Annotated in this window: 13 protein-coding genes; 11 read left to right on the forward strand and 2 right to left on the reverse strand. The window is 64.4% G+C overall.

Features of this window, described 5'->3' with window-relative positions:
- Nucleotides 1–6: 6 nt before the first annotated feature.
- On the reverse strand, nucleotides 7–564 hold the full coding sequence (gene recX, locus B133_RS0109125; protein ID WP_026256178.1) for a recombination regulator RecX: 558 nt from the start codon (nucleotides 562–564) through the stop codon (nucleotides 7–9).
- Nucleotides 533–1,582 (reverse strand): recombinase RecA, encoded by a 1,050-nt coding sequence (gene recA / locus B133_RS0109130; RefSeq protein ID WP_018600599.1) that lies wholly within the window; start codon nucleotides 1,580–1,582, stop codon nucleotides 533–535. The genes recX and recA overlap by 32 nt, the downstream gene beginning before the upstream one ends.
- Before the next feature lie 195 nt (nucleotides 1,583–1,777).
- Here recA and B133_RS0109135 point away from each other — a divergent pair, with 195 nt between their 5' ends.
- The 11 genes from B133_RS0109135 to hypF all read left to right on the forward strand — a co-directional run bounded on the left by B133_RS0109135 (nucleotide 1,778) and on the right by hypF (nucleotide 12,640).
- Nucleotides 1,778–2,107, forward strand: coding sequence for a hydrogenase maturation nickel metallochaperone HypA (locus B133_RS0109135; protein ID WP_026256179.1), 330 nt, complete (start codon nucleotides 1,778–1,780; stop codon nucleotides 2,105–2,107).
- A 1-nt stretch (nucleotide 2,108) separates the two neighbouring features.
- The gene (gene hypB / locus B133_RS0109140) at nucleotides 2,109–2,954 is read left to right on the forward strand and encodes a hydrogenase nickel incorporation protein HypB (protein ID WP_018600604.1); all 846 of its coding nucleotides are present in this window, start codon (nucleotides 2,109–2,111) and stop codon (nucleotides 2,952–2,954) included.
- Nucleotides 2,955–3,041: 87 nt separating this feature from the next.
- Nucleotides 3,042–4,097: a hydrogenase expression protein HypE gene (locus B133_RS0109145; RefSeq protein ID WP_018600606.1), complete on the forward strand. Its 1,056-nt coding sequence runs from the start codon at nucleotides 3,042–3,044 to the stop codon at nucleotides 4,095–4,097.
- Nucleotides 4,098–4,190: 93 nt separating this feature from the next.
- Nucleotides 4,191–5,987: a nickel-dependent hydrogenase large subunit gene (locus B133_RS0109150; protein WP_018600608.1), complete on the forward strand. Its 1,797-nt coding sequence runs from the start codon at nucleotides 4,191–4,193 to the stop codon at nucleotides 5,985–5,987.
- Between the two features lie 3 nt (nucleotides 5,988–5,990).
- Nucleotides 5,991–6,887 (forward strand): NifU family protein, encoded by an 897-nt coding sequence (locus B133_RS0109155; RefSeq protein ID WP_018600610.1) that lies wholly within the window; start codon nucleotides 5,991–5,993, stop codon nucleotides 6,885–6,887.
- Nucleotides 6,884–7,513, forward strand: a complete 630-nt coding sequence (locus tag B133_RS0109160; protein ID WP_018600612.1) for a DUF5947 family protein — start codon at nucleotides 6,884–6,886, stop codon at nucleotides 7,511–7,513. The genes B133_RS0109155 and B133_RS0109160 overlap by 4 nt, the downstream gene beginning before the upstream one ends.
- Nucleotides 7,510–8,166 carry a DUF6084 family protein gene (locus B133_RS0109165; RefSeq protein ID WP_018600614.1) on the forward strand — a complete coding sequence of 219 codons (657 nt, stop codon included), beginning with the start codon at nucleotides 7,510–7,512 and terminating at the stop codon, nucleotides 8,164–8,166. The genes B133_RS0109160 and B133_RS0109165 overlap by 4 nt, the downstream gene beginning before the upstream one ends.
- Nucleotides 8,163–9,485: a hypothetical protein gene (locus B133_RS0109170; RefSeq protein WP_018600616.1), complete on the forward strand. Its 1,323-nt coding sequence runs from the start codon at nucleotides 8,163–8,165 to the stop codon at nucleotides 9,483–9,485. Before B133_RS0109165 ends, B133_RS0109170 begins: the two co-directional genes overlap by 4 nt.
- Before the next feature lie 144 nt (nucleotides 9,486–9,629).
- Nucleotides 9,630–10,106, forward strand: a complete 477-nt coding sequence (locus tag B133_RS22580; protein ID WP_026256180.1) for a hydrogenase maturation protease — start codon at nucleotides 9,630–9,632, stop codon at nucleotides 10,104–10,106.
- 3 nt (nucleotides 10,107–10,109) lie between these two features.
- Nucleotides 10,110–10,364, forward strand: coding sequence for a HypC/HybG/HupF family hydrogenase formation chaperone (locus B133_RS0109180; protein ID WP_026256181.1), 255 nt, complete (start codon nucleotides 10,110–10,112; stop codon nucleotides 10,362–10,364).
- The gene (gene hypF, locus B133_RS0109185) at nucleotides 10,361–12,640 is read left to right on the forward strand and encodes a carbamoyltransferase HypF (RefSeq protein ID WP_026256182.1); all 2,280 of its coding nucleotides are present in this window, start codon (nucleotides 10,361–10,363) and stop codon (nucleotides 12,638–12,640) included. Before B133_RS0109180 ends, hypF begins: the two co-directional genes overlap by 4 nt.

Here is a 12,640-nt window from a genome sequence, read left to right on the forward strand (position 1 = left end):
CCCCCGCTATACCCGGCGACGCTCCAGCTCACTGGCCAGCTCGACGCTGACCACGTCGAACGCCATGGACTGGCTGTAGCCACGACGAGCCAACATACCGACCAATCGGCGCGTCACCTTCACATCGTCGTCATCGCTCAGCCGCTCGCGACGAAGTTTGTCGCGAACCAATTGTTCGGCCCGTTGGCGTTCGGCAGCGGGGTCCAGATCGGCCAGTGCCGCAGAGATGACGTCGCCGTCGACCCCCTTCTTACGAAGCTCGACAGCCAAGGCGCGCTTGCCTTTTCCAGAATTGGCATGCCGGGTCCGAACCCATTGCTCGGCGAAGTCCTCGTCGTCGACCAACCCGACTTCGGCCAGCCGGTCGAGAACCCTGGCGCTCACGTCATCGGGATAGCCCCGCTTGGCGAGCTGAGCCTCCAACTCCGCCCGGGTGCGTGCCCGCACGGTGAGCAGACGCAGGCACAGGTCACGTGCCTGCTCCTCGCGCTTGCGGGGATCCTGCGTCTGCCCCTCGCGAGTGTCGGCCGCCTCAGAAGTCGACCGGGGCGGGCAGGACATCATCAGCTTCAGCGGTCACGACGGCACCGATACCGAGTTTCTCCTTGATCTTCTTCTCGATCTCGTTGGCGACATCGACATTCTCCAGCAGGAATTTGCGGGCATTCTCCTTGCCTTGGCCCAGCTGCTCACCGTCGTAGGTGAACCAGGACCCGGACTTACGGATGAAGCCGTGCTCGACACCCATGTCGATGAGTGAGCCTTCGCGGCTGATGCCGTGGCCGTAGAGGATGTCGAACTCGGCCTGCTTGAACGGCGGCGAAACCTTGTTCTTGACAATCTTGACGCGCGTGCGGTTACCGACCGCGTCGGTGCCGTCCTTGAGCGTCTCGATACGCCGGACATCCAGGCGGACAGAGGCATAGAACTTCAAAGCCTTTCCACCCGTTGTTGTTTCGGGACTCCCGAACATCACGCCGATCTTCTCGCGGAGCTGGTTGATGAAGATCGCGGTGGTGCCCGAGTTGTTCAGAGCGCCGGTCATCTTTCGCAGCGCCTGGCTCATCAGGCGGGCCTGCAGGCCGACGTGGCTGTCACCCATCTCGCCTTCGATTTCGGCGCGTGGCACCAGCGCGGCTACCGAGTCGATCACGAGGATGTCCAGCGCCCCGGAACGCACCAGCATGTCGGCGATCTCCAACGCCTGCTCACCGGTATCGGGCTGGGAGACCAGCAGTGAGTCGGTATCCACCCCGAGCTTCTTGGCGTACTCGGGATCCAGCGCGTGCTCGGCGTCGATAAACGCCGCGATACCACCGGCAGCCTGGGCATTGGCCACCGCATGCAACGCCACTGTCGTCTTACCCGAGGATTCCGGGCCGTAGATCTCGACGACACGGCCGCGCGGCAGGCCGCCGATGCCGAGCGCCACGTCGAGCGCGATGGATCCGGTGGGAATGACCGAGATGGGCTGACGGACCTCGTCGCCGAGGCGCATCACCGAGCCTTTGCCAAAGCTCTTGTCGATCTGGGCCATCGCCAGTTCGAGGGCCTTTTCGCGGTCAGGGGCCTGCTGCGCCATGGTGGTGCCTCTCCAAGTAGTCGTGTTGACCGGTGTTCCGATCGGTTGGCCGTGACGCTAGGCCAAGGCACCGACAAGTCAGCTCGGTCCAACTGCACCCCACATTAGCGAACAAATGTTCGATCTCAAGTGGACACGCCGTGCTCGCGGTGATTGAGGCATATCGTGGGAACACCTGGCCTGAACGGGGCAGCGATGCACGAGTTGGCGATAACCCAGAGCGTTGTCGATGCGGTGTGCGAGCACGCCGACGGTCGTCGGGTCCACAGTGTGCGACTCGAAGTCGGGGCGCTCTGTGCCGTCGTCCCGGACTCCATGCTGTTCTGCTTCGACCTGGTCACCCAGGGCACGGTGGCCGACGGCGCCCGCCTGGACCTCGATATACGGCCCGGCACGGCACATTGCCGCGGTTGCGGGACTGATTTCGAACTCCCCGACCTGATCCTGCTGTGCCGGTGCGGGAGCGCCGATGTCGAGGTGACCGCCGGCCGGGATCTGCGAATTCTCTCGATGGAAGTGAGCTGACATGTGCGCGACCTGCGGCTGCGGTGACGATGGCCACGCCGGCCCGGTGATCACCCTCCCCGGCCAGGACCACCCCCACGACCCCCATCAGCACGAAGAACACCACGGACACGACCACCACCACCACCACGACCGGCATGCGGAAACCACCTCGACGGAGACCGTCACCCTCGAACAGAAGGTGCTTGCCAAAAACGACCTCATCGCCGATGAGAATCGCCGGTGGCTGCGGCGGCGCGGCATCCTGGCCCTCAACATGACGAGTTCTCCGGGCGCGGGCAAAACGACACTGCTCGAGCGCACAATCCGCGAATTCGGGTCCCACCGGCCCATGGCGGTGATCGAAGGAGACCAGGAGACGCTGCTCGATGCCGACCGGATCAGTGCCGCGGGTGCCCGCTCGGTTCAGATCAACACCGGAGCGGGCTGTCATCTGGATGCGGCCATGGTTCACAGTGCCCTCGACGCACTCGACCCCGATCCCGATTCGGTGCTGTTCATCGAGAACGTCGGAAACCTGGTCTGTCCGGCCTTGTTCGACCTAGGTGAAGGCAGCAAGATCGTCGTCGTCTCGGTGACCGAGGGGGCTGACAAACCGCTGAAATATCCGCACATGTTCGCGGCCGCCGACCTGGTCGTCATCAACAAGATCGACTTACTCCCCTACGTCGACTTCGATATGCAAACCTGTTGCAAGCGTGCACGATCGGTCAATCCCGGGGTGGCCATCCTGCCGGTTTCGGCGACGCGGGGGGACGGACTCGAGCCGTGGTATGCCTGGATCGACGCGCGGGCAAACGTCACGTTGCCAGCAACGGCCGTTGACAATACAAACCTGCGAGAGTAATCCAGAATTCAGCGCGGCAGAAGTTTCGGTGCGCGTTCAGACCAGATATTGGGACTCCCAGCCCGAGTTCCCAGGAAGCTGTGACATATGCCAACAGAGGCAGCAGTCAAAGCGGAAGAGGCGCTGATCCATGTGTTGTGGATCAACGCGGGTTTAAGTTGTGACGGTGACTCGGTGGCGTTGACTGCAGCCACTCAACCGAGCATCGAAGAAATTGCTCTCGGGGCCCTTCCCGGGCTACCCAAGATCGCTGTCCATTGGCCACTGATCGACTTCGAATGTGGCCCGGCCGGCGGTGCCGATGACTTCCTCGAATGGTTCTTCAAGGCCGACAGAGGCGAACTCGACCCCTTCGTCCTGGTTGTCGAGGGGTCCATCCCCAACGAGCAGATCAAGAGCGAGGGGTACTGGTGCGGGTTCGGCAACGATCCGGCCACCAATCAGCCGATGACCACCAGCGAATGGCTGGATCGGCTCACCCCCAAGGCCACGGCCGTCGTCGCGGTGGGCACCTGCGCCACCTACGGCGGCATCCATGCGATGGCCGGCAATCCGACCGGCGCCATGGGGGTTCCCGACTACCTCGGCTGGGACTGGAAGAGCAAGGCCGGTATCCCGATCGTCTGTGTGCCGGGCTGCCCCATCCAACCGGACAACCTCGCCGAGACCCTGACCTACCTGCTGTACATGGCCACCGACCAGGCGCCGATGATCCCGTTGGATGAAGCACTACGCCCCAAGTGGCTGTTCGGCAACACCGTGCACGAAGGTTGTGACCGCGCCGGCTACTACGAGCAGGGCGACTTTGCGACTGAGTACGGATCGCCGAAATGCATTGTGAAACTGGGCTGTTGGGGTCCCGTGGTCAAGTGCAACGTGCCCAAGCGCGGCTGGATCAACGGGATCGGCGGTTGCCCCAACGTCGGCGGTATCTGCATCGGCTGCACCATGCCGGGCTTCCCGGACAAGTTCATGCCGTTCATGGACGAACCGCCCGGCGGCAAGGTCTCGACGACCGCGTCCGGGCTATACGGATCGGTGATCCGTAGCCTGCGCCACGTCACCGGACGCACCGTGGACAAGGAGCCCAAGTGGCGCCATCGCGGTACGACGCTGGAAACCGGAGCAGCCCGCACCTGGTAGACGCCCGGCGGGCCATCTCGCCCCGCTTCGCCGGTCAACCACCGGAACCGTTGGCATTCCAGGCTTTATCTGCCTATTTGAAAGAGAAATTCGATGACAACCATCATCCCCGAGCCGTCACACGTGAAGCGCGAACCGGGTCAATTGGTGGAGATGGCATGGGATCCGATCACGCGCATCGTCGGCAGCCTCGGCATCTACACCAAGATCGACTTCGAGAACCGTGAAGTCGTCGAATGTCACAGCACCTCGTCGATCTTCCGCGGTTACTCGATCTTCATGAAGGGCAAGGATCCTCGCGACGCACACTTCATCACCAGTCGTATCTGCGGTATCTGCGGCGACAACCACGCCACCTGCTCGTGCTACTGCCAGAACATGGCCTACGGGGTCAAACCGCCGCATCTCGGCGAGTGGCTGGTGAACCTCGGTGAAGCCGCGGAATATATGTTTGACCACAACATTTTCCAGGAGAATCTGGTCGGGGTGGACTACTGCGAGAAGATGGTCTCCGAAACCAATCCCGGCGTCCTGGCCAAGGCCGAGAACACCGCCGCACCGCACGCAGAGGCGCACGGACACCGCACCATCGCCGACATCATGCGTGCGCTCAATCCGTTCACCGGCGAGTTCTACCGAGAAGCCCTGCAGGTCAGCAGGTGGACGCGAGAGATGTTCTGCCTCATGGAGGGTCGCCACGTGCACCCGTCGACGCTGTACCCCGGCGGCATCGGCACGACCGCCACAGTGCAGCTGATGACCGACTACATGACCCGGCTGATGCGTTACGTCGAGTTCATGAAAAAGGTCGTGCCGATGCACGACGACCTGTTCGACTTCTTCTATGAAGCCCTGCCCGGCTACGACCAGGTGGGCCTGCGCCGCACTCTGCTGGGGTGCTGGGGTTCCTTCCAGGATCCCGAGGTCTGCAACTTCGCATACAAGGACATGGAACGTTGGGGCAACGCCATGTTCGTCACGCCCGGTGTGGTGGTCGACGGGAAACTCGTCACCCATTCACTGGTGGACATCAACCTCGGCATCCGGATCCTGTTGGGTCACAGCTACTACGAGGACTGGACCGATCAGGAGATGTTCGTCAAGACCGATCCGCTGGGCAACCCGGTCGACCGGCGTCATCCCTGGAACCAGCACACCAACCCCAGGCCGCAGAAGCGCGACTTCGACGAGAACTACAGCTGGGTGATGTCGCCGCGGTGGTACGACGGCAAGGACTACCTGGCGCTGGACACCGGCGGTGGACCCCTGGCCAGACTGTGGGCGACCGCGCTGGCCGGGCTGGTCGACATCGACTACGTCAAGGCCACCGGCAACAGTGTGAAGATCAACCTGCCGAAGACCGCGTTGAAAGGCCCGGTCGAGCTCGAGTGGAAGATTCCGGACAAGGGCAGCAACACCATCGAACGCAACCGCGCCCGCACCTACTTCCAGGCCTACGCCGCGGCATGCGCGCTGCATTTCGCCGAAAAGGCACTCGGCGAGATCCGGGCCGGCCGCACCAAGACGTGGGAACACTTCGAGGTTCCCGACGAGGCCATCGGCTGCGGCTTCACCGAAGCGGTACGAGGCGTGCTGAGCCATCACATGGTCATCCGGGACGGCAAGATCGCCAACTATCATCCCTACCCCCCGACGCCGTGGAACGCCAACCCGCGGGACAGCTACGGCACCCCCGGGCCGTACGAGGATGCGGTGCAGGGACAGCCCATCTTCGAGGAGAACGACCGCGAACACTTCAAGGGCATAGATGTCATGCGCACCGTACGTAGTTTCGACCCGTGTCTGCCCTGCGGGGTGCACATGTACCTGGGCGACGGAAAGTCATTGGAGCTCATGCATTCTCCTACCCAATCCGCAACCGGGGAATGACATATGCCGCCCACTGCGACGCCAGTCCCGGACAATCCCGACGATGCAGCACGCTGGCGTACGGCAGGGGAACGCATCCAGACACTGCTCGATGCCAGCGCCGCGAACGGCGTTGCCGCGCTGGAGCGTGCCGAGCAATTGGTTCGCGAGGTAACCGATCTCTACGGAGCCGGTCTGCAGCGGTTGCTGCACATCGCCACGGCTGCGGATCCGCACCTGGCAGAGGTGATCGCCGCTGACGATCTGGTGGCGAGCCTGTTGCTGGTGCACGGGTTACATCCGCATCCCGTGCAGCGCCGCATCGCCGACGCGCTCGATTCGGTGCGCCCGTATCTCGGATCTCACGGCGGCGACGTCGATCTGCTCGAAGTCGACGGCGAAGTGGTCCGACTGCGCTTCGCGGGGAGCTGCAAGAGCTGTCCGTCCTCGGCGGCCACCCTCGAGCTGGCGATCGAAGATGCGATCAAGGCCGCCGCCCCGGAGATCTCGTCGATCGAGGTGGTGCCCGAAGAAGGTGCTCAACAGCTCATATCTGCGCAGTCACTGATGGCGCGAGTGCACACCAACGGGCATGCCGGTTGGCAGCCCGTACCCGAGCTCGATGAGTTGACTCCGGGCGAAGTGGGCGGCTTCGCCGTCGCAGACACCCGCGTGTTGGTGTGCCGGATCGGTGCGGAGTTCTTCGCCTACCGAGATCGCTGTCCTGACTGCAACCGGCCGATGGCCGGAGCGACGCTCACCGACGCTGTGCTGCATTGCCCGCAGTGTGGGGGTGGCTTCGACGTCGTGCATGCCGGGTTGGCAACCACAGGCACAGCCGATCACCACTTGGAGCCGATTCCGGTGCTGCGCCGCTCCGGTGTGCTTTCGATGGCCATCGCCCAGGAGATCGCATCGTGACCGCCTTTGACGTGCTGGCCCGGATCCGCGCCGGTCGCGGCTCACCGGCACAGCCTGGCGCGCGGTGCGAAATGTGTTCGGAGACCATCGCCGATGAGCATCAGCATGTGGTGAATGTCGATGGCCGCCAATTGATGTGTGTCTGTCGCGGCTGCTATCTGCTGTTCACCGACACCCGGGCCGAACTGCGCTACCGTGCTGTCCCCGACCGCTATCTGGTGTTTCCCGATTGTGCCGTGAGCCGGCGGAACTGGGAAGCCCTGCAGATTCCCGTCGGTCTCGCTTTCTTCTTCCGTAACTCGACGTTGGGGCGCGTGGTCGCGTTCTACCCGGGCCCGGCGGGCGCCACCGAATCCGAACTCGACCTGGACTCCTGGAACACCGTGAGGGTCGCCGAGCCGAGAGTCGATCTGGTCGACGACGACACCGAGGCGGTGTTGATCCGCATTCCGGACGATGAGACATGCCCTCCGACATGTTATTTGGTACCCATCGATGCATGCTATGAGTTCGTCGGCCGATTGCGGATGCTGTGGCGCGGATTCGACGGCGGTCAGGACGTCCGCCACTACATCGATGAGTTCTTCATCGCGCTCGACGCTCGCAGCCGGGCGGTGGCGCGATGACCGGCCCGGCGGTGCCGGCGACCGAAGTCACCTTCGCCGTACTCGACATCTCCCCCGAACCGTTTGCGGTGACTCCGATTCTGACTGCACGAATCGGTGTGGCGGCGATCGGTGACGATCCCGTCCATGCCATCGCGTTGCGCGCTCAGATTCGCATCGAACCGGCACGGCGCGGCTACACCGACGACGAGGCCGAGGGACTGCTCGACTTGTTCGGCCCACGCGAACGCTGGAGCACCACGCAGCGCACGTTCCTATGGCAACACAGCAACGCCGTAGTGCCGGGATTCACCGACACGACGCAGCTCGGGATGGCACTGGAATGCACCTACGACTTCGAGGTGGCGGCATCAAAGTACCTGCACGCGTTGCGCGGCGGCACGGTGCCGCTCCAGTTCTTGTTCAGCGGCACCGTATTCAGCCAGGGTTCACGCGGTTTCGCCGTTACCCAGGTGCCGTGGAACCGTGAGGACCGATTCGACATGCCGGTCACTGTGTGGCGCGAGCTGATCGCGCAGCACTTCCCGCACACCGGATGGCTGCGTCTGGACCGCGACACTCTCGATGCCCTGGCCGCCTTCAAGTCTCGACGTGGACTGCTCTCTTTCGACGAGGCGATCACCGCCCTGATGTCCACGCGGGAAACATCATGAGCAACACCTGGGAACATGTCAGGGCCGTGGCCGACGCCGTGCTCTACGAGGGCTATCTGCTGTACCCATATCGGGCGGATTCACAGAAGAACCAGTCGCGCTGGCAGTTCGGTGTGCTGGGCCCTACCGACGCCGCACGCACCGGGATCGGTGAGGACAACCGCCTGTCGGCGCAGCTGCTCATCCGTCCGCAGGGCCGGCCGAGGATCTCGATCGTCGTTCGCTTCCTTCAACTTCAGCGTCGCACCGCCGAACGTCGCCGTGCTCAACGCTTCGAAGCCGTCGATGAACTGGTCACCACCGGACACTCCTGGCTGAGCTGGGACGAGGCGGTCGAGCGGGAGATCAGCTTCGGTCCGTTCGATACCGTCGACCTCGGCTCCGGGTACACGTGTGGCATCTCAGTGCCACCGGGCACCGACGTCGAACCGGTCGACGGCGGCAGGCTGGTCCGTTCGCGGCGGGAACTGTGCGGCGAACTGAATCTTGCCCTCGAATCCGACGACGAGCTATTGCGATTGACGCTCACGGTGGGCAACACAGCCCCACCCGCGTCCGGCAAGGACGACGCCATTGCCGTGTCTTTGATCGGCACACACGCCGTGGTCGAGGTCGCCGACGGAGAATTCGTCTCTCTGCTGGACCCGCCCGCAGACGCGGGCGCCGCGGCTTCCCGGTGCCATCACCACCGTTGCTTCCCGGTTCTCGCGGGACCGCCCGACGAGAACCGGCTCATGCTGGTGTCACCGATCATCCTCTACGACCATCCTGAGATCGCCGAACAGAGCACGGGCGCACTGTACGACTCGACCGAAATCGACGAGATCCTCACACTGCGGATCATGACGATGACCGACGACGAGAAGGCACATGCCCGCGCCACCGATCCACGCGCGGCAGCCATCATCGACCGGTGCGATTCGATGTCGCCCGAAGCAATGCTGAATCTTCATGGCGTGTTGCGTAATCCGCATGCATCCGGAGCACCGTCGGGACTGATCCCGGAAATCCCCGACGGAATCCAGTGGTGGGATCCGCTGGCCGACAACGCGGTCGACCCTGCCGTCGACGCTGTCCTGGTCAACGGGGTTCCGGTGAGTCGCGGCAGTCGTGTCCGGCTGCACCCTTCACGCCGGGCCGACGCCCAGGATCTGTTCTTCGTCAACAGGATCGCGCGGGTGGCCTCGGTCCACGAGGACGTCGACGGTGAGCATCATCTCGGCGTCGTGCTCGATGACGATCCGGCGGCAGACCTCCACGAGTGGTACGGCCGCTACCTGTACTTCTCACCCGATGAAGTCGAACCGCTGGTGCAATGAAATGAGAGGAGCCACAATGGCAGTCGTGGGTTGGGTCGCCGTCTTGGTGGTGGCGGCAGTCGTGATCGCCGGAGCATTGGTCGGCCTGAGGTCGATTCCCGATGCGCGGCGGTATCTGAAGATGCGTCGCATGTAGCCGGTGCGATCACGTCCGGAGTACTGATCGCCGGTATCGGCAACATCTTCCTCGGAGACGATGGATTCGGCCCCGAGGTGCTGAAGCATGTCCCACAACGGCCGGATGCCGCTGGAATTCGCCTGCGCGACTACGGCATTGGCGGCATGCATCTCGCATACGACCTGCTCGACGACTGGGATGCGCTGATCCTGGTCGATGCGCTGCCGTGCCAGGGCTCACCCGGAACACTGCACGTGTTCGAGGCCGATCTCGCAAGCCTGTCCGGCACCGCCGGTCTGGATGCCCACGCGATGGATCCGGCAGCGGTGTTCGCCGGCCTCACCGCACTCGGCGGCACAGCGCCCTACACCGTAGTGATCGGCTGCGAAGTCGAGACTGTCGCCGACGGCATCGGCCTGTCAGATGCCGTCACCGCCGCAATCCCCGGCGCGGTTGCGGCGATCGAGGCCGCCACTGCGCGACTGTCGAACCGGGAGGGCTGAATCATGTGTCTGGGAATCCCGGGGCAGGTAGTGCGAATGCTGGAAGGGTACGGTGGCCAACTCGCTCTGGTAGACGTCGCGGGCGAGCATCGTAAAGTCAACGTCGGCATGCTGGCCGACGAGACGTTCGGCCCCGGCGACTGGGTGATCATCCACATGGGCTTCGCCGTCGAAAAGACCGATGCGGCGGGCGCCGACGCGGCCATGCAGGGACTGGAACTCATGGGCCGTGGTCGCGACTCGGGGGCGCCACCATGAGCATGCGGCAACGGCTTGAAATAAGTGTCCACGGCGTGGTTCAGGGTGTGGGCTTCCGACCGTTCGTGTACACGACCGCCGCAGCGCTTGGCCTGACCGGGTGTGTACGCAACGACAGCTCGGGTGCGGTCATCGAGATCGAGGGCGAGCCCGCCGCGATCGGCGCATTTCTGAATCGTCTGCGCGACAGTCCCCCACCGCTGGCGGTCGTCGAGTCGATCGAGACCGCGAGCCTGCCGGTCGCCGGCGGAACGGGGTTCGTCATCGCCGACACCTCGCGGTCCGACGGTGGCCGCACGCTGGTGTCGCCGGATGTCGCGATGTGCACCCAATGTGCCGCCGAGCAGCGGGATCCAGCCGACCGCCGATATCGGCACGCCTTCGTCAACTGCACCAACTGCGGTCCCCGCTTCACCATCATCGCGTCACTGCCCTATGACCGTGTAGCGACGACGATGGCCGAATTCGACATGTGCGCCGACTGCGCTCACGAGTACTCCGACCCTGCCGACCGACGCTTTCACGCCCAGCCGGTGTGCTGCCCCAACTGCGGCCCGACCCTGACGTTTCACGCCGGGGGCAGCACGGCCACAGGCGAATCCGGATTGCAGGCTGCCCGTCGCCTGCTGCGCAACGGTGGCATCCTCGGCGTCAAGGGAATCGGTGGGTACCACCTGGCCTGCGACACAGGCGATCACCATGCCGTCACTGAACTGCGGCACCGTAAGCGCCGTGGCGACAAACCTTTTGCGGTGATGGTTCCCGACCTTGCCAGCGCACAAGAGATCGTCGACGTCGACGACGCCGCCGCGCGGCTGCTGTGCGGGCCGGCCCGCCCGATCGTGCTCCTGCCCCGGCGCCCAAGTGCCGTGGTCGCGGAATCCGTCGCGCCGCGCAATCCCGATCTCGGTGTGATGCTCGCCTACAGCCCGCTGCACACCCTGCTCTTCGGCCTACCCGGCGACCAACCGGGGCCCCACGTGCTGGTCATGACATCGGCCAACCTCAGTGGCGAACCGATCTGCTTCACCGATGACGATGCACTGGGGCGGCTTTCGTCGCTGGCCGACGGTTGGCTGACCCACGACAGGGCGATCCTGGTGCCCTGTGACGACTCGGTGATCCGCCTCGTCGACGGCATCGAACTGCCGATCCGGCGCTCGCGCGGTTACGCTCCACTGCCCGTTGCCCTGCCCGTATCGGTACCGGCCACCCTCGCGGTGGGGGCGGATCTGAAAAACACCCTCGCCGTCGCCGAACACCGCTACGCCTGGCTGAGCGCACACATCGGCGACATGGACGATCTGGCCACGCTCTCCGCTTTCGGGAACGCCGTCGAGCACCTCGAGGCGTTGACCAACGTCAAACCCGAAATCCTTGTCGCCGACGCTCATCCCGCATATCGTTCGGCCGCCTGGGCTCACCGCAACGCCGATGGCCGACCGGTGCGGACCGTGCAACACCACCACGCCCACATCGCAGCCGTGCTGGCCGAAAACGGCCTGGACGGTCCGGTGCTCGGATTCGCCTTCGACGGAACCGGTTACGGCCCTGACGGTGCGGTGTGGGGCGGGGAACTGCTCGAAGCGGACTACAAGAGTTTCCAGCGGCTCGCACAGCTGCGGTACGTGCCGATGCCCGGCGGCGACATCAGCGTACGACGGCCCTATCGAATGGCCCTGGCACATCTGCGGGCAGCCGGAATCGAGTGGGACGCTGAGCTTCCGCCGGTGCGAGCCTGCCCGGCCGCTGAGCTGAGGGTGCTCGAGCACCAGTTGCGCACGCACACCGGATGCACACCGACCTCGAGCATGGGCCGGCTCTTCGACGCCGTCTCGGCGGTGATCGGTGTGCGGCAAGTGGTGGACTACGAAGCGCAGGCCGCCATCGAGCTGGAAGGACTGTCGCGAAACGTCGACCCCGGCACAACCCGGTACGCATTCGCCGTCGACACCGGTCGACATCCTATGGTGTTCGACCCCGGGCCGGTGTTCGAGGCGATGCTCGATGACATGCGCTGCGGCGTACCGGTCGGGGTGATCGGCGCGCGGTTCCATCACGCGGTGGCCGGACTGATCGTCGAGCTGGCCGTCGCTTGCGCGATCCCAGGCCAACCCGTTGCCCTGTCCGGGGGCGTGTTCCAGAATGCGCTGCTGCTGCATCTGACGCTGATGAGTCTGCGCGCCAAGGGGTTTCAGGTCATCACCCACCGCCACGTGCCGCCGAACGACGGTGGCATCGCGTTGGGTCAGCTCTTGGTCGGAAATGCGGGTTGA

The organism is Mycobacterium sp. 155, from assembly GCF_000373905.1.
In the GTDB taxonomy this organism is placed as follows: Bacteria; Actinomycetota; Actinomycetes; order Mycobacteriales; family Mycobacteriaceae; genus Mycobacterium.

Excerpts from the sequence above, each read along its gene's own strand:
- recX (WP_026256178.1), bottom strand. The coding sequence starts at position 564 with ATGATGTCCTGCCCGCCCCGGTCGACTTCTGAGGCGGCCGACACTCGC.
- recA (WP_018600599.1), bottom strand. The coding sequence starts at position 1,582 with ATGGCGCAGCAGGCCCCTGACCGCGAAAAGGCCCTCGAACTGGCGATG.
- B133_RS0109135 (WP_026256179.1), top strand. The coding sequence starts at position 1,778 with ATGCACGAGTTGGCGATAACCCAGAGCGTTGTCGATGCGGTGTGCGAG.
- hypB (WP_018600604.1), top strand. The coding sequence starts at position 2,109 with ATGTGCGCGACCTGCGGCTGCGGTGACGATGGCCACGCCGGCCCGGTG.
- B133_RS0109145 (WP_018600606.1), top strand. The coding sequence starts at position 3,042 with ATGCCAACAGAGGCAGCAGTCAAAGCGGAAGAGGCGCTGATCCATGTG.
- B133_RS0109150 (WP_018600608.1), top strand. The coding sequence starts at position 4,191 with ATGACAACCATCATCCCCGAGCCGTCACACGTGAAGCGCGAACCGGGT.
- B133_RS0109155 (WP_018600610.1), top strand. The coding sequence starts at position 5,991 with ATGCCGCCCACTGCGACGCCAGTCCCGGACAATCCCGACGATGCAGCA.
- B133_RS0109165 (WP_018600614.1), top strand. The coding sequence starts at position 7,510 with ATGACCGGCCCGGCGGTGCCGGCGACCGAAGTCACCTTCGCCGTACTC.
- B133_RS0109170 (WP_018600616.1), top strand. The coding sequence starts at position 8,163 with ATGAGCAACACCTGGGAACATGTCAGGGCCGTGGCCGACGCCGTGCTC.
- B133_RS0109180 (WP_026256181.1), top strand. The coding sequence starts at position 10,110 with ATGTGTCTGGGAATCCCGGGGCAGGTAGTGCGAATGCTGGAAGGGTAC.
- hypF (WP_026256182.1), top strand. The coding sequence starts at position 10,361 with ATGAGCATGCGGCAACGGCTTGAAATAAGTGTCCACGGCGTGGTTCAG.